Source organism: Marinimicrobium locisalis, from assembly GCF_039822625.1.
GTDB lineage: Bacteria > Pseudomonadota > Gammaproteobacteria > Pseudomonadales > Cellvibrionaceae > Marinimicrobium > Marinimicrobium locisalis.
In genome coordinates this window covers 71,505-88,077 of record NZ_JBDLLG010000002.1, presented here as the reverse complement: position 1 = coordinate 88,077, position 16,573 = coordinate 71,505, and the positions used below count along the sequence as shown (strand labels likewise).

Sequence of the window (16,573 nt, the reverse complement as noted above, 5' to 3'; positions counted from 1 at the left end):
TTAGCTTTTGGCCGGTTCCCGCTCGATTTGACGGGTAATGTAGTACTGCTGGAGGATGGACAGGGTGTTGTTGGTTACCCAGTACAGCACCAGACCCGCCGGGAAGAACAGGAACAGGAAGGTGAAGATAATCGGCATAAACTGCATGATCTTCGCCTGCGTCGGATCCGGCGGCGTGGGGTTGAGCTTAAACTGGATGAACATAGTCAGGCCCATCAACAGGGGCAGGACGTAGAAGGGGTCCTTGACGGACAGATCCTGAATCCAGAAAAAGAAGGGGGCGTGACGCAACTCGACACTTTCCATAATGACCCAGTACAGGGAAAGGAACACCGGCATCTGAATCAGAATGGGCAAACAGCCGCCGAGGGGATTCACTTTTTCCTTTTTATAGAGCTTCATCAGCTCCTGAGACATTTTCTGACGGTCGTCTCCATAACGCTCTTTCAACTCTGCCATTTTGGGGCTGAGTTTGCGCATTTTTGCCATGGACCTGTAGCTGGTGGCGCTTAGCTTAAAGAAGGCTGCTTTAATAATAATTGTTAGAGCAATAATTGCGAGACCCCAGTTGTTCAAATAGGTGTGTAACCAGTCCAAAACGGAGAACAGCGGCTTCGCCAACCACCAGAGCCAGCCGTAGTCCACGGTCAGATCCAGATAGGGGGAAATCTCTTCCAGGCGAGAGGTGTCTTTGGGGCCGGTATAGAAACGGGCCGACAATGTGCCCTGCTCGCCGGGGGCGACCTGAGTGGCGGGGCTGGTAAAGCCCAACAGGAACATGTCCCGACTGCCTAACTGGCGCAAGTGGTAGTGATGAGTCTGCTCAGGGTTCGGAATCCAGGCACTGGTAAAGTAATGCTGGACCATCGCCACCCAGCCGCCTTCGTTTTGGGTTTTGAAAGGCTGTTCCCGCAAGTCACTGAAATCGAGTTTCTTGTACTTCTCGTCATTAGTGGTGATGGCGGCGCCCAGGAACGGTTTGATGGCAAACAAACCGCCGGGCCCTTCGCCCGCGGCGGAGCTGTCCCGTTTGATCTGACCGTAGAGGTTGGCTTCCCAGGGTTGGGCGCTTTGGTTGTCGATCAAGTAGTCGAGCTGGACTTGGTAATCACCCCGACGAAAGGTATACCGTTTGGTGATGGTGACGTCGCCCTGCTGCAGAGTCAGATCCACCTGCAGCTCGTCCTGCCCTTGATCCAACGAGTAGCGTTGTTGGGTGGAATTAAAAACCGGACGGCCTTCGCTGGTATCGGTGGCATTGGCGCCCACTAAACCGCTTTGGGCCACGTAGGTTTGCAGGCTGGTTTGATTGAGCAGCACGTAAGGATTGTCGGGTTCGTTCAGTTCCGCATGGTGGTCTCGCAACGCCGAGTACACCAGATCGCCCCCGCGCGGATCGATTTTCACAATCAGTTTGTCGGTTTGTACTCGCACTGCTTGGGCGGAAGTCGGGCTGGAGTTGGCCGTTGGCGGAACGTCTTGTGACGAGCCCGGCGCGTTTGGAAGTTCCTCGCTGTCACGGGCTACGTTGGGCACGTCGCCTTCGGCGGCTTGACTGGCAGCGTTTGCACTTTCGCTCGGCTGGTTGAGTTCCGCTTGGGTTTGCTGAAAGTCATTCCAGCGAATCACGAGGGTGAAGACGACGGCGCACATGGCCGCGATTAACAGAGGTTTTTGCCAATCCATCTTAATTATTGCCATCAGTAGGGTGTGTGGGTTTGGGGTGGGCTGGAACAGGGTCCTCGCCCCCGGGATGCCAAGGGTGGCATTTTAATAGCCGGCGCACCGTTAAATAACCCCCTTTCAGAGTGCCGTGGCGTGCGACCGCTTCTTCCGCGTAATGCGAGCAACTGGGGTAGAAGCGACATTGGTTGCCCACCCAGGGGCTGAGTAGGTAGCGGTATAGCCAAATGAGTCGAAGTACCAGCCAGCGCATGCGCTTACCCCGTCGTCGGATTCGTATGGGCGGTGACTTTGCGGGCGATTCGGCGCCACTGGCGGTCGAGCTGGTCGAGTAGCTCCCGGTTTTCCAGGGTGTCCATGCCCTTGCGCGCCAATACAATAACATCAAACCCACTGGAGGTCGGCGGTAAGCGGCGAAAAGTTTCGCGAATTAAGCGTTTCATGCGATTGCGCTCGGTCGCCAGGCGAATATGCTTCTTCGCGATGACCAGGCCAAGACGGGGATGGTTCCGCTCGTTGGGGCGAGCCAGAATCAGGAAATACTTATGAGAGGCGCGGAAGGGGGCGTCGGCAAACACCGACTGAAAGTCGCCAGAGGTAAGCAGCCGGTTTGCTTTTGGAAAAGCCTCGGAAGCCACTTAACTCTGACAACTAGGGAAGGCGCGGCGCAAAGACGGGCGCTTATACGGCCAGTGCCTTGCGACCTTTGGCACGACGACGAGCCAGAACGGCACGACCGTTTTTGGTGGCCATGCGGGCACGGAAGCCGTGGGTGCGCTTGCGCTTCAGTACGCTGGGCTGAAATGTTCTTTTCATGGAAGTAACCTGCCGTTCGAATTCCTGATTGTCACCCGCACGCCTGTAGGGGCGGGAAAGGAGGCGGGATTCTATAGAATATTGCGGGTAAAGGCAACGTATTGAAGGGTTTTTGTCGGCTTTTGGGCGCAAATTGTCCGAATTCTTTATGGGTTCCAGTTTATGCCGAGGGTGTCAATAGGTTAATAACAGGTTATCCACAAAGGTTGGTTAAAAGTTGACCGGTTTTAACCCCTTGGTCTGTGGGTAACGCAAGGGTCGTTACATCTATAACTTATTGAAAAGTCAGTGTTAATAAAGCGTATCAGTTTAAAAAAAGATCTCCGCACTGTGGATAACTCTATTTATAGGGAGTAAACTACCAGCCGTTTTTGTGAATAATAAGGTGCCGGGGGAGGTCTAGGTTTGCCCGAGTCTGTCTGGAAGCTTTGCGCGTCAAGTCTGCAGGATGAATTGCCCTCACAGCAATTCAACACTTGGATTCGACCGCTGCAAATTGATGCCGAATCGGATCCGGGTCAACTGCGCCTGCTGGCCCCGAATCGTTTTGTGTGCGACTGGGTGAACGAAAAGTTCCTGCACCGCATCCGCGAGCTGGTGGCCGACTTTCAAAGTGGTCAGGTTCAGAGTGTTGAAGTGGGAATTCGCTCGCGCTCGGCCGGAGCGGCCCGTCGTCCGGCTAACCAACCGTCATCCTCACCCGGGTATCCTCAGGGGCAACCGGGCACTGGCGCTTCGTTTGGCGATGCACGCCCTATAAAGGAAGAAAGACCAGCCCCCGCCGGTTCGGCGTCCACCCGAATGGGCAGTAATGCGCTCGCGCCCGAAAGCGCCGGGGGTGGCGAAATGCGCGGGAATAATGCCAGCCAGGTAGAAGTAGAAGGGGCGCTGAAGCACAAGAATAACCTGAACCGTAGCTTCAATTTCACCAGTTTTGTCGAAGGTAAGTCCAACCAACTGGGGCTGGCCGCCGCGCGGCAGGTGGCGGAGAACCCCGGCGGCTCCTACAATCCACTGTTTATCTACGGCGGTGTCGGTCTGGGTAAGACGCACCTGATGCAGGCGGTGGGTAATGCGCTGGTGGACAAAAACCCCAACGCCAAGGTTATCTACCTCCACTCCGAACGGTTTGTGGCGGATATGGTGAAGGCACTGCAACTCAACGCCATCAACGACTTTAAGCGCTACTATCGCTCGGTGGACGCCCTGCTGATTGACGATATTCAGTTTTTTGCCGGGAAAGAGCGTTCCCAGGAAGAGTTTTTCCACACCTTCAACTCCTTGCTTGAGGGGGGGCAGCAGATTATTCTCACCTGTGACCGCTACCCCAAGGAGATCAATGGGTTGGAAGAGCGGCTGAAGAGTCGCTTCGGTTGGGGGCTGACGGTCGCTGTGGAGCCGCCCGAGCTTGAAACCCGCGTCGCGATTCTGATGAAAAAGGCGGACCAGGTGGGGGTTGATGTACCCCACGAAGCGGCCTTTTTCATCGCCCAGCGTATTCGGTCCAACGTGCGGGAGCTGGAGGGCGCACTCAAGCGCGTGGTAGCCAACGCGCAGTTCACAGGCCGGCCGATCGACGTGGACCTGGTGCGTGAGGCGCTGAAGGACCTGCTCGCCTTGCAGGACAAGCAGGTGGGCATCGATAATATCCAACGGGTCGTGGGGGAGTACTACAAGATCAAGCTGAACGACTTATTATCCAAGCGTCGCAGCCGGTCCGTGGCGCGCCCCAGGCAGGTGGCCATGGCGCTGGCCAAGGAGCTCACCAACCACAGCTTGCCCGAAATTGGCGAGGCATTTGGGGGCCGAGACCACACCACGGTGCTGCACGCCTGTCGCAAGATTAAACAAATGCAGGAAGAAGATGCGGATATTCGCGAGGATATGAAGAATCTGCTGCGCTCCCTGACGACCTGATACCCGACGAGGAATCCCCGATTCCGAGAAACTCCTTACAGGATAAATAGGAAGAGACCCCATCATGAAATTTGTCGTGTCCCGAGAGGCCTTGTTGAAACCCCTGCAGTTGGTGGCCGGTGTGGTCGAACGCCGCCAAACCCTTCCCGTTTTGTCGAACGTGTTGATGGCGATAGAGGGGGAGCAGCTGTCGCTGACAGGCACGGATCTGGAGGTGGAGATTGTGGCCAGGGTAGGGCTCGACGAGCCCTCTGACGCGGGGGAAGTCACCGTGCCGGCTCGCAAGCTGGTGGATATTTGCCGTTCCCTGGCCGATGGCTCCATGATTGAGTTTGCTCAGGACGAGCAGCGGATGGTGGTCAAAAGCGGCCGCAGTCGGTTTACCCTCTCTACCTTGCCCGCCAGCGACTTCCCCAACGTAGAAGACGGGCCGAGCGACCTACAGTTCGCCTGCCCGCAACGGGAAGTGAAGCGTCTGATCGAGCGCACGGCCTTTGCCATGGCTCAGCAGGATGTTCGTTACTACCTCAATGGCATGTTGTGGGAGGTCCGGGAAGGGCAGGTCCGTGCGGTGGCCACCGACGGCCACCGGATGGCAATGTGCACTCGCCCCGTACCCGTTGCGGCGGAGGACACGATTCAGGCGATTTTGCCCCGTAAAGGCGTTCTGGAGCTGTCCCGGCTAGTGGATGACGTGGATGACACGGTGGACATTACCTTGAGTGCCAACCACATCCGCGTGGGTACCGGGGACTATACCTTTACCTCCAAACTTGTGGATGGCAAGTTTCCAGACTATGAACGGGTGTTGCCGCGCGGGGGCAATAAAGTGGTTTTTGGGCCCCGCACGGAGCTCAAGCAGGCCTTTGCCCGCACAGCGATTCTGTCTAACGAGAAGTATCGTGGGGTCCGCCTGCTTCTGGATGACGGTCTGGTCACCATCGTCGCTAACAACCCCGAACAGGAAGAGGCGGAAGAGCAGGTGGCGGTGGATTACACTGGAGAGTCCGTGGAGATGGGCTTTAACGTCAGCTATCTGCAAGACGTGGCCAACGTCATCTCCTCTGATCACATCAAGATGACCCTATCGGACGCCAACAGTAGTGCCTTGCTGGAGGAGCCCGAAGAGGGGGATTCCCTGTACGTTGTTATGCCGATGCGCCTTTGATTGAGGCGTTTCGGCGCCTTCTATGACTCTATCCCGTCTTGGTATCCACACCCTCCGCAACCTGGAGGCGGTCAACCTCAGGCCGTCTCCGCGCATTAATCTCATTTATGGAGAAAATGGCTCCGGCAAAACCAGCGTGCTGGAAGCCATTCACACCCTCTCTCTCGGACGCTCCTTTCGCAGCCACAAGCACAAGCCGCTGATTCAGTGGGAGCGGGACCGCTTCACCCTATTTGCCCAGGTGCGACACGGTGGTGCCGAGTTTCCCGTGGGAATGGAGCGCCACCGTAATGGTGACGTCAGCTTTAAAGTGAGTGGTAAGCCAGTAGGGTCGGTGGCGGAGCTGGCCTCGGTCCTTCCAGTACAGGTTATCGATGCCCACACTTTTCTCTTGCTGGAGGGTAGCCCCAAGATTCGCCGTCAGTTTATGGATTGGTTGGTGTTCCACGTGGAACCTTCCTTCTTCCCGGCCTGGAAGAATGCGCAGCGCTGCCTGAAACAACGCAACAGCCTCCTGCGACGTGATAGAATAGAACCGAGTGAATTGGCGGTCTGGGACCGAGAGCTGATAGAGCTGACGCAGCGCATTCACGAATGTCGACTACGCTGTATCGAGCTATTCGAACCGATGTTTTTGTCTCTGTTGGAGGCATTTATACCGCTTCCCGGTGTCAGTATCTCCTACACGCGGGGCTGGGATAAATCGAAAGAATACCAGCAAGTGTTGGCGGACAATTTCGAACGAGACCGGCAGCTCGGATACACCCAGTCGGGAAGCCATCGAGCGGATTTACGGATCAACGTCGAAGGCCAGCCGGCAGCAGACGTACTCTCCCGAGGCCAGCAGAAGCTGGTGGTGTGCGCGCTCAAGATCGCCCAAGGCTACGTCTACGCCCAACAAACGACAGGGCAGTGCATCTATCTCGTAGACGACTTACCCGCGGAGTTAGACGCTAATCATCGTGCCACTCTGGTTGAATGGCTCGAGCGACTGAATACCCAGGTTTTTATCACCGGTGTCGAAAGGGAGCCGCTTCTGGCGGACTGGCGAGACCGGGCAGAGGTAACGACAAAATTGTTCCACGTGGAACACGGCACTGTTTCCGCTGAGGCGGAATCAGCATTGCAGTGAAATCGGAGCTAGGTTATGGCAGAAGAGAAGAATTACGATTCGTCCAGTATTAAGGTCCTAAAGGGACTGGACGCGGTCCGCAAACGGCCCGGTATGTACATCGGCGATACGGACGACGGGTCGGGCCTGCACCACATGGTGTTCGAGGTTGTCGACAACTCCATTGACGAGTCTCTGGCCGGCCACTGTTCGGAAATCCGCGTGGTTATCCACCCGAACGAAACCGTCTCTGTGTCCGACAATGGCCGCGGTATTCCCACAGAAATGCACGAAGAGGGCGTCTCCGCTGCGGAAGTGATTATGACCGTCTTGCACGCCGGCGGGAAGTTCGATGACAACACCTACAAAGTGTCCGGTGGCCTGCACGGCGTGGGCGTTTCCGTCGTGAACGCGCTCTCGGAAGAGTTGAAGCTGACTATCCGCCGCAATGGCAAGGTTTACGAGCAAATCTATAAGCACGGTGTACCGCAAAAGCCTTTGGAAGTCGTGGGTGACACCGAAAGCTCCGGCACTGAGTTGCACTTCAAACCCTCAGCCGAGACCTTCACCAACATCGAATTCCAGTACGAGCTGCTGGCCAAGCGCCTACGGGAGCTGTCCTTCCTGAACTCCGGCGTGCGTATTGTTCTGAAAGACGAGCGTACGGCGAAAGAAGAGGTGTACCAGTACGAAGGCGGTCTCAGAGCCTTTGTCGAACATCTGAATACCAACAAAACGCCGATCAACAAAACTGTTCATATCGTGTCGGCCGAGAGGGAAGATGGGATCGGGGTGGAAATTGCCCTGCAATGGAATGACTCCTTTCAGGAGAACCTTTTCTGTTATACCAATAACATTCCCCAGCGCGACGGCGGCACCCACTTGGCAGGCTTCCGGGCAGCGCTCACGCGCACACTCAACGGCTATATCGAACGCGAAGGCCTTTCCGCCCGTGCCAAGGTGAGCACTACCGGGGACGATGCCCGAGAAGGGCTGACGGCCATTATCTCGGTCAAAGTGCCCGACCCGAAGTTCTCCTCTCAGACCAAAGACAAGCTGGTTTCCTCCGAGGTCAAAACGGCCGTCGAGCAGGAAATGAACCAGATATTCGGTGAATACCTGTTGGAGAACCCCAACGAAGCCAAAGCCGTCGTCAGCAAAATGATCGACGCCGCCCGGGCTCGGGAAGCGGCCCGAAAGGCCCGCGAAATGACCCGTCGCAAAGGCGCGCTGGACATCGCCGGTCTGCCCGGCAAACTGGCCGACTGTCAGGAAAAAGACCCGGCTCTCTCCGAGGTATACTTGGTGGAGGGTGATTCCGCCGGCGGTTCCGCCAAGCAGGGCAGGGCGCGGAAAACCCAGGCCATTTTGCCGCTGAAAGGTAAAATCCTGAACGTGGAAAAGGCCCGCTTTGACAAGATGCTCTCCAGCGTCGAAGTGGGCACCCTCATTACCGCCCTGGGCTGTGGCATTGGCAAGCAGGAGTTTGACCCGGAAAAACTCCGCTACCACCGCATTATCATCATGACGGACGCCGACGTCGACGGCTCCCACATTCGGACCCTGTTACTGACCTTCTTCTTCCGCCAAATGCGCGAGCTGATTGAGCGCGGCCACGTCTATATTGCCCAGCCGCCTCTGTACAAAATCAGCAAAGGCAAGTTCGAGCAATACCTGAAGGACGAGGGCGCTCTGATCGCCTTCCTGACCCAGTCAGCTCTGGAGGGGGCGAGCCTGCACATCAACGCCGACGCGCCCGGAATCAGCGGAGAAGCGCTGGAGAAGCTGGTGTACGAGTACCGGGACGTCATGGACACCATCGACCGTCTATCCCGGCTCTATCCCAGCGAAATCCTGGAGCAGATGGTCTATCTCCCATCTCTGAGCCCCGAGCACTTGGCCGACCAGGGGCACATGCAGCAATGGTGTGACCAGCTCTTGGCTCGCCTGAGTCTGGACAGCCGCGATGGCAGTCAGCGCTATATGATTACCGTGCGCGAAGACACCGAACGCCATCTGTTTATGCCGGAAGTGGAAATTATCGCCCACGGCCTATCCACTCATTATCCGTTCACCCACGATTTCTTCGCCTCGGGTGAGTACAAGGCCATCTTGGCCCTGGGTGAAAAGTTGGTCAACCTGATCGAGAAAGGGGCCTATATTCAGCGTGGTGAAAAGACTCAGTCCGTCACCACTTTCGATGAAGCCTTGGAATGGCTGATGAAAGAGTCCCGCAAAGGCTACAACATTCAGCGCTATAAGGGCCTGGGCGAAATGAATCCCGACCAACTGTGGGACACCACCATGAACCCCGAAACCCGTCGCATGCTACGGGTTACGGTTCAGGACGCGATTGCCGCTGACCAGATCTTTACCACCCTGATGGGCGACCACGTGGAGCCGCGGCGGGACTTTATTGAGTCCAATGCGTTGGCGGTGGCGAACCTGGATGTTTAACGAAAACCTTTGTTGATAGCCACATAAAGTGTCACTTTATCGCATAACCTGACACAGTATTTTCTCGCAAGGAAGCGAAAAATATACAATAGAATCAAGAGCTTAAAGTATTTTTTAACTAAATTGGACCTAGGATTCGATGTAGATGTATCAACCCTAGCTTTAGGGACGCGGCAGATGATGTCCCTTAAGATCGGCGAATTGAGCTCATTCTCATTTGTAGCCGCACCTCCGCTATTGTCTAACTGATATTCCCTGATGCAACCTCAGAAAATGCTATGGGGTGTATCGAAGCTAGGTCTTCCGTAATGTACGCACCGGTCAGTTCATATTGCCGTATCGCTTTTACTACAGGATCTTCTTGACAAAAGAGTCCCTGATAGCCGTCCTTTCGAGTTCTAAACACCCTCCATGGATGAACTTTGTTCTCGTGGAAACTCAGGTGCTCAAAGCCCGCCCAATCAGAAAGGACGGTTTTGTTCCAATCAATGGCCTCTACGTCCTCGGCAACGTGCATTGGGGTGAAAAGCGCTCCAGGCTCCCCCCGCTCGTCGACCAGATCCAAAAACTCTCCGTCGGCTTCAAGCAAGGGTTTGAGAACCTGGAGAGCTTTGGCGTTGAGGTATAAACGGCCTTCAAGAATCGCGATGTCCGGGATTTCGAGTTTCTTGTCTCCGGGAAATCGGGGTTCGAATGACATCTTCAGCGGTTCGGGGAAGACGCCCTTGTGGGAAATCGGGGCACCGTTCATATCGATCAAATGCTCAATATCGTCATCGGAAACATACCGGGCGATCTGGTCCTGGTCCCATAGGGGAAGACGGTAGCGGTTCGCGTCAAAAAGCACTCGATAAAGCATATTACCGTCCTGTTCTCGGAATTACCGCGGGAGGTACTGTCCCATCCTGAAGTTGTCGACGGGCACCCCTCAGAGACTCAATGAGCTGCTTTGAGGACTGAATGATATTTGGGTTGATACGAGCACCAAGCCACTCATAGTAGTGTTGGTGATGAATACGTCGATGGGGAATTGCCTGGCGGAGGTATCGTGGAACATGCAAGCGGTCGTCCCAATCTCGGGGCAACCAGCACCCGTTATGTGGATCGTCAATTCGAATCTTCATCCAGGCCAGGACGCCGCGAGGCACGATGGAGCGCCGGTGGCCGCCGGAAATAATCGCGTGCGCATCACAACGTGAAGAGGGCCTCGGATCACCTGTGTTAATGGCCATCTAAATTGACCCACCTGAGGGTGCGGCGGACAAAGTGGGCCGGTGTTGACAGGCCGACTAAGTTCATCGTATTACAAAAAGCACGCTGAAATTGCCAAGTCTGACACTAGGAGCACCGATAATCGGGGGATGAATCTGCACCGCTGGGAATCGACCAGGACATCCGGTTATACTACTTAGATTGAGGGCGCAAATCGATTTGGGCCCTCCCGACAGCCCCTGAGTTTGAGTATGGCCACCGCAGAGCAAATTAAAGCACTATTAAAGAGTCACGCCGATCAAGATGACCAGCGTTTTTACTCTATTGCTCTGCAAGTCGCTGCCAAGGAGGCCCGCAAAGGCCACCACAAGCTGGCCAGTGACCTCAAGGCCACAATTGAGCGATCACAAAAGGCCGCGAAAAGCCTGAATGTGGCTCCCCCAAAGCCTACCCCGCTGGTTCAGCAACCAAAAGGCGATCTGAAGGGGCTGTTGGAGCTCACACACTGCACGGCCCGGAAAAATGACCTCGTCCTGTCTGAAGAAGTCGGAGAACGGCTGGACCAGGTTCTTCTAGAGCAACGTCAGAAGAGCCGCTTGGCGCAATTCGGTCTCTCCCCTCGTCGCAAGTTGCTGTTTACTGGGTCTCCTGGCACAGGAAAAACCCTGTCTGCAGCCGTGCTGGCCTCGGAGCTGAAACTGCCGCTTTATACCATAGTGCTGGATAACCTGATAACCCGGTTTATGGGCGAAACCGCCGCCAAGTTGCGGTTAATTTTTGATCACATCAAGCAAACTCGTGCCGTCTATCTTTTTGATGAATTTGACGCTATCGGGACCCAGCGGGGCGCCACCAACGATGTGGGTGAGATCCGCCGGGTCTTGAACTCCTTCCTGCTGTTTGTCGAGCAGGACACCTCCGAGAGCGTGATTCTCGCTGCTACCAATCATCCAGAACTCTTAGATAAGGCGCTCTATCGGCGCTTTGACGACATAATTCAGTTCGAAAAGCCGGATCAGGCGCAAATTCGACAGCTTATTGAAAACCGGCTGTCGGCCTTTGATACGGAGGCTTTGGCTTGGGAAGAGGTCATCAAGGGGGCAAATGGATTGAGCTCGGCCGACGTTACCCGAGCCTGTGAAGATGCCGCCAAGGAAGCTGTCCTGCACTACGACGCCAAAATTACCACTGCATTAATCACGAAGGCGGTTCATCGTCGCCAAAGCGGAAAACAGTAAGGAACTCTATGGCGGACCAGAAGCCGCACATACTGCTAGAAGGATTTGGGAATAACGAAGACTTCCAATCCCGCCGTCGGGGCAGAAATCCTGAGATTCCCCTTAGAAACCGGAGCAGTCACGGTTCTGCCTTATCACAGCAATATGCGGATGTACTGTCCCAATTTCAGGCTCGCCAGGCTCAGGCACCTGAACCCATTACAGACGACACCGGCATCTATGTAGAAATTGTCGGCTTTCCTGATATCGATCTCCCTCTGGATAAGCTTGACAATCGAGACTTCAAGCTTCGATCGTGCCGCACAGTTGGAGGTATGGAAGTAGCGACTGTCTTCATTCCCGAGTCGCGCCGCTCTGCTTTTCAGAATAAGGTCACCCGATATCTTACAAAAAACGGAAAAGGCGGGCGACCCGCGAATCAGGGACTTATTGACAGCATTTCTGAGATTAAACTAGCAAACTTACGATCCTTCTGGACTGATGATCCCGAACTCTTCCCGACTAATACTCAGCAACCGGTGTGGTGGGAGCTGTGGCTCAAAAAGAGGCCTAACGATCCTGTGACCAAAGAAATTGCTCAAGAGCTCGCAGAGCGACTGAACGCTGAGCTCGGGAATACGTCACTTAGCTTCTTCGATAGTTTTGTTGTCCTAATCAAGGCTTCTACGGACCAACTCCAATCCGCCCCCGAGCTAATTGCTAATTTGGAGGAACTGAGACGCGCGAAGGATACACCTAGTGCTTTTATTACAATGTCCTATAGAGACCAACAGGAATGGGTGGATGAGCTAGTTGAGCGCATACACTTAGACGAGAATGTAGCAACCACTGTCGCAATTTTAGACGCTGGTGTGAACTACAACCATCCTATTCTCGATGTTGTATGCGACGAAGACCATGCCGAACGTTGGAGTCCAGAATGGCCTCACTACGATGAATATCAGCCCAGACAGCTATTTGCCCCATATTGCGATCACGGTTCACGTCAGGCAGGATTAGCGGCATTGGGCGAATTAAACGATTCGATGGTCGACACAGCAGAAGTGTTACTCACGCACAGAATTGAATCGGCGCGAATACTGCCTCCTTCTGGTAATAACGACCCTGAGCTGTACGGCGCCATTACCGTAGGGACTGCAGCAAAGCTTGAAACTACACACCCTGAGTATTCCCGAGTCTATTCCTTGGCTATTACCACGGAGGCCGAGTCCGTTGGCGGCCAACCGTCCTCCTGGTCTGCCGAAATTGATCAATACTCCTGTGGAATGGAAGATGGAAAGCAACGGCTCTTTGTAATCTCCGCCGGCAACAACTCGGAGCTCAGCCCCGCTGTGGACTGTTGGGAGCAATTGCACGTAGCCGAAATCGAAGACCCAGCTCAAGCATGGAACGCAGTGACTGTTGGCGCCTACACCGAAAAAACAACCAATGATGATCCACTGTTTGCGGGGTGGTCGCCCTTTGCTGAGCCAGGCGACATTGCACCGGCCGGCCGTTCCTCAGTCAACTGGGGATGGAGAAAGCAAGCGCCCTATAAGCCGGACGTTGTAGCGGAGGGTGGCAACCGGTTGCGGTCTCCTGATGGCACCGAGATCACCGATGCCGATGTTGTTTCATTATTGACAACCTCCGGCCGTACCACCGGACAGCTACTCGAAGTCACCGCGGATACCAGTGGGGCCTGTGCGCTGGTTTCCCGACAGGCAGCGATACTCATGGCTAGTTATCAGGACTATTGGCCAGAAACCATTCGGGCCTTAATAGTCCATTCGGCCGAATGGACACCGCGGATGTGGGAGCGCTTCACTACGCTCCAAAACGGACACAGTCTCCTCAACGCTAAGAGACTGATGCTCCGCTGCGCTGGGTACGGAGTGCCGAATTTGGAGCGCGCAAAGTACAGCGCCAACCATGCGTTGACGCTAATCGCTCAAGAAACGATCCAGCCCTACACTAAAAATGCCACTGCAAACGCATCTCCTGACCCCAAGTTGAATGAGATGCAGCTTTTTCAGTTGCCTTGGCCTAATGAGGCTCTCTCGGACCTACCGCCTGATTTGGACGTCAAGTTGCGAGTGACGCTCTCTTATTTTATCGAACCCAACCCAGGACGCAGAGGTTACCGTCAGCGCTATAGCTATCAGTCACACGGACTTCGATTTGAAGTTATTCGGCCTGGCCAGCCATTGGGAAATTTCCGGGCTGCTATCAACAGAGTCGTCAATGACGCAACGGTAGATTATCAGGGTGTAGAGGGGGATGCTGGTGGCTGGTCACTTGGTCCCAATTTGCGAACTCGTGGCTCACTGCATTCCGACACTTGGACGGGATCAGCTGCCGACTTGGCGGATATGCACACTATCGCGGTTTATCCTGTCGGGGGCTGGTGGAAATTCCGCTCTAGCGAAGAGCGCTGGCAAAATCGCGTCCGCTATAGCCTAATTGTCAGTATTGATGTACCGGACGCAGAGGTGGATATTTATTCAGAGGTTGAGAATCAGATTGAAGCCCTGGTTGAGATTGAGACCTAGCCTAAGAGTTTGGGATTTAGTAGTGTTTATAGATAATAAAAAGTAAAGGAAAAGCATATTACTGCAAAAAGTACCCGATATTGGAATTATTTGCCGTTATTTGATACTAATAAAGGTAAATTCTGCTAAGCATAAAGCCTCCAATTTGATAGATATGAACAATTGCTTTTGCCAAGTTATGCTTTTGTTAACAACAATTATCGTAGTCAATTAAACTGCTACTTGTTCGTATAAAGTGTCAAATAAAGTCTACTAATAATAAAAAGTTTAGTGAAAGCAATGAGTTAAGAACAGTTGTAGTACTTCGTAAAAGGCTCAGCAGAAATGCTGGGCCTTTTTACGTTGTAATGTGGTTCGAGGTTCAAGTCTCTGCCATTGGCTATCTAAACTGCACCGACTCTGACCGAAAAATCTGCGCCCGCCCCTTAACAATCCCTTCCAATCAAGTGGGAAGAGTTACCTGATGGAATAAACCTCTGGCTGAAACGTCAACTGATTGAAAGCCAACAATCAGGAGTCTTAGTCATGAAAAAATCAACACTCGCACTCGCAATCGCTTCCGTTCTGGCGCTGCCAAGCTCGGCTCAATCCTTCAATACGGATGCCGAGAATAGCGTTAAATCTGACGCGCAGATGCAAACTTACGGAAATCGTGAAACCAGTGAGCCGGCCGGCGAACAGGAGCAACAGAATCCTCCGGCTTCCTCAAACCCTTCCATGTCCATGAACGCCCAGGGCGATGCGCGCGGTTCGGCCGTTGTCCGCAGTCAGCGCGAAGACTCGTCTACCCAGGAGGAATCCGCTGAGATTGATAATGGGGTATCCGGCACCGGCGAATCTGCCAATGAAACGGCCGGTGAAACCGCGGATGGCACCACCACTCTGACCGGCGAGTCCCGATCCCTCATTGAGGCCGGTGCCGAGCACAGCGGCAATGCCGCGGCCTCTCTCTCACAAAGCGCCCAGGGCCAAGCCCGCACGGGTGCTGATGCGGGGCTGACCGCAGCGGTCTCCGCGCGTGATGAGGCCGAGGGCCGTGTGGAACAGGGGCAGGGCACTGGCGAAGCGGCGGCTCGCAGTGGCGCTGATACCGCCGCCGAGGTTCGCACCCGGAGTGAGGCGCAAGCCGCTTCCGCGATGGAGTCGGCCAGCGTTGCCGCAAGCACGGGTGCCGAAGTGGCCGCGGAAGCCAGCCAGACGGTGAGCAATGAAGTGTCCAACTCCGTGAGCGCGGCGACGTCAACGGCGGTGAATGCGGAAGTGGCTCAGCAGGTGAGTGCCGCGGTGGCCGACGAGGTGGCCACTGAAGTGACAGGGGCCGCTGAAGCTTCCGTCAATCAGGCACTCAATGCCAACATCACTCGCTAACGTCCTTGCATTAACTGACACCGGCGGGCATCCGCCCGCCGGTGATTTTTTCGGAGTCAATCCAATGAATACACTACCCCGAATCGCGTTCACCCTTGTCGCCGGCTTTTTCAGCGCGACCGCCCTCGCTCAGGATGGTGGGGCGCCGGATAAAAAGGCCGATTTCAACGTGAAACTTCAGGCGGGCACGGCCTATGATTCGACGCTGTCGGTCGCTTCCCTAGACCAGACATCAAGCCAGGGCGACTGGGCGAACGTCCTGTACGGCCGGATCGGTGGTGAGCTCAATCCGACGGAGCGAATCACTTTAAAAGGCAGTTACAGCCTGTCCTCACGCCGGTATCACGAGGTCAGCGAATTCGATCAGGATCTGGGTATCGCATCGCTCGATGCCGCCGTTGACCTGGCGGGTATCACCTGGGGTCTGAGCCGCCATGTCGCGGACGCCAAGCTCGCCTCTGACCCCTTGCTGGATCTGACCAAGAACAGCCTCTACGCGGCCAAACTGTTTAGCGGGGGTGTCTATGTTCGCAGTGCCTACACCGAAAGCGAAAAACGGTTCGATAACAACCGCGAACGCAATGCGGAGGGTGAAGAACTGGCCGGCGATGTTTATTATTTTTTCAATGGTGCCCGCAGCTTCTGGTCGCTGGGTGTGAGCGGCGAAGTGGAGCACGCCCGGTCGCCGGCGTTCGACAATACCGCGCTTAAACTGCGGGCCCGCTATTCCCACACAGGCTCGATAGCCGGTCAGGAAAGCAAAATACAACTGGGCTGGCGGTACCAGGATCGGGACTACGACAACGAGGAGTCACTGCCGGTCACCGACAATGAAACCGGAGAGGGCTTGCCCGGAACCGGTGATCCCATGTCGCCCACCGGAAGGGGCTCTCGGCACGACCGCAGTCATGTGGTTGAAGCGGTCTGGACACTCAGTTTTGTGGAATGGCTGGCGCTGGAAACCAAAGTCGAGCACGGCAACTACCAATCGAACTTCGATGCGGCGGATTATCGGGAAACCGGGGTATCGGCATTACTGAGTGCGGAGTTCTGAGTCTTGTCGGATCGTATG

14 protein-coding genes are annotated in these 16,573 nt (G+C 55.0%); 8 read left to right on the top strand and 6 right to left on the bottom strand.

Translation table 11 applies throughout. The features are described 5' to 3' along the window. Genes yidC through rpmH form a run of 4 tightly spaced genes read right to left on the bottom strand, consistent with a single transcriptional unit; the run spans position 1 to position 2,499 of the window. Complete coding sequence (yidC, locus tag AAE514_RS02150) at positions 1 to 1,686, bottom strand: membrane protein insertase YidC (RefSeq protein ID WP_347329856.1); 1,686 nt, start codon at positions 1,684 to 1,686, stop codon at positions 1 to 3. 1 nt (position 1,687) lies between these two features. Continuing rightward, positions 1,688 to 1,936: a membrane protein insertion efficiency factor YidD gene (yidD, locus tag AAE514_RS02145; protein ID WP_347329855.1), complete on the bottom strand. Its 249-nt coding sequence runs from the start codon at positions 1,934 to 1,936 to the stop codon at positions 1,688 to 1,690. A 4-nt stretch (positions 1,937 to 1,940) separates the two neighbouring features. Continuing rightward, positions 1,941 to 2,321, bottom strand: a complete 381-nt coding sequence (rnpA, locus tag AAE514_RS02140; protein ID WP_347329854.1) for a ribonuclease P protein component — start codon at positions 2,319 to 2,321, stop codon at positions 1,941 to 1,943. 43 nt (positions 2,322 to 2,364) lie between these two features. After that, positions 2,365 to 2,499 carry a 50S ribosomal protein L34 gene (gene rpmH / locus AAE514_RS02135; protein WP_024461782.1) on the bottom strand — a complete coding sequence of 45 codons (135 nt, stop codon included), beginning with the start codon at positions 2,497 to 2,499 and terminating at the stop codon, positions 2,365 to 2,367. A gap of 405 nt (positions 2,500 to 2,904) precedes the next feature. Between rpmH and dnaA the strand changes: the two genes are divergently transcribed. From dnaA to gyrB, 4 genes are all read left to right on the top strand, one after another. Next, positions 2,905 to 4,416 carry a chromosomal replication initiator protein DnaA gene (gene dnaA / locus AAE514_RS02130; protein WP_347329853.1) on the top strand — a complete coding sequence of 504 codons (1,512 nt, stop codon included), beginning with the start codon at positions 2,905 to 2,907 and terminating at the stop codon, positions 4,414 to 4,416. Between the two features lie 64 nt (positions 4,417 to 4,480). Then, positions 4,481 to 5,584, top strand: a complete 1,104-nt coding sequence (gene dnaN, locus AAE514_RS02125; RefSeq protein WP_347329852.1) for a DNA polymerase III subunit beta — start codon at positions 4,481 to 4,483, stop codon at positions 5,582 to 5,584. A gap of 22 nt (positions 5,585 to 5,606) precedes the next feature. Beyond that, complete coding sequence (gene recF / locus AAE514_RS02120; RefSeq protein WP_347329851.1) at positions 5,607 to 6,716, top strand: DNA replication/repair protein RecF; 1,110 nt, start codon at positions 5,607 to 5,609, stop codon at positions 6,714 to 6,716. A gap of 15 nt (positions 6,717 to 6,731) precedes the next feature. Beyond that, positions 6,732 to 9,152: a DNA topoisomerase (ATP-hydrolyzing) subunit B gene (gene gyrB / locus AAE514_RS02115; RefSeq protein ID WP_347329850.1), complete on the top strand. Its 2,421-nt coding sequence runs from the start codon at positions 6,732 to 6,734 to the stop codon at positions 9,150 to 9,152. Between the two features lie 241 nt (positions 9,153 to 9,393). Here gyrB and AAE514_RS02110 read toward each other — a convergent pair whose 3' ends face one another. Both AAE514_RS02110 and AAE514_RS18545 read right to left on the bottom strand, forming a co-directional pair. Further along, a complete protein-coding gene (locus AAE514_RS02110; RefSeq protein ID WP_347329849.1) occupies positions 9,394 to 10,011 on the bottom strand; it encodes a hypothetical protein in 618 nt (205 codons plus the stop codon). A 1-nt stretch (position 10,012) separates the two neighbouring features. Further along, positions 10,013 to 10,384 carry an AHH domain-containing protein gene (locus tag AAE514_RS18545; RefSeq protein ID WP_430623871.1) on the bottom strand — a complete coding sequence of 124 codons (372 nt, stop codon included), beginning with the start codon at positions 10,382 to 10,384 and terminating at the stop codon, positions 10,013 to 10,015. A 231-nt stretch (positions 10,385 to 10,615) separates the two neighbouring features. Between AAE514_RS18545 and AAE514_RS02105 the strand changes: the two genes are divergently transcribed. The 4 genes from AAE514_RS02105 (at position 10,616) to AAE514_RS02090 (ending at position 16,555) form a co-directional block, all read left to right on the top strand. Beyond that, positions 10,616 to 11,602, top strand: a complete 987-nt coding sequence (locus AAE514_RS02105) for an AAA family ATPase (RefSeq protein WP_347329848.1) — start codon at positions 10,616 to 10,618, stop codon at positions 11,600 to 11,602. 8 nt (positions 11,603 to 11,610) lie between these two features. Continuing rightward, positions 11,611 to 14,133 carry a S8 family peptidase gene (locus AAE514_RS02100; protein WP_347329847.1) on the top strand — a complete coding sequence of 841 codons (2,523 nt, stop codon included), beginning with the start codon at positions 11,611 to 11,613 and terminating at the stop codon, positions 14,131 to 14,133. A 525-nt stretch (positions 14,134 to 14,658) separates the two neighbouring features. Continuing rightward, the gene (locus tag AAE514_RS02095; RefSeq protein WP_347329846.1) at positions 14,659 to 15,501 is read left to right on the top strand and encodes a hypothetical protein; all 843 of its coding nucleotides are present in this window, start codon (positions 14,659 to 14,661) and stop codon (positions 15,499 to 15,501) included. Between the two features lie 64 nt (positions 15,502 to 15,565). Further along, a complete protein-coding gene (locus AAE514_RS02090) occupies positions 15,566 to 16,555 on the top strand; it encodes a hypothetical protein (protein ID WP_347329845.1) in 990 nt (329 codons plus the stop codon). Positions 16,556 to 16,573 lie beyond the last annotated feature (18 nt).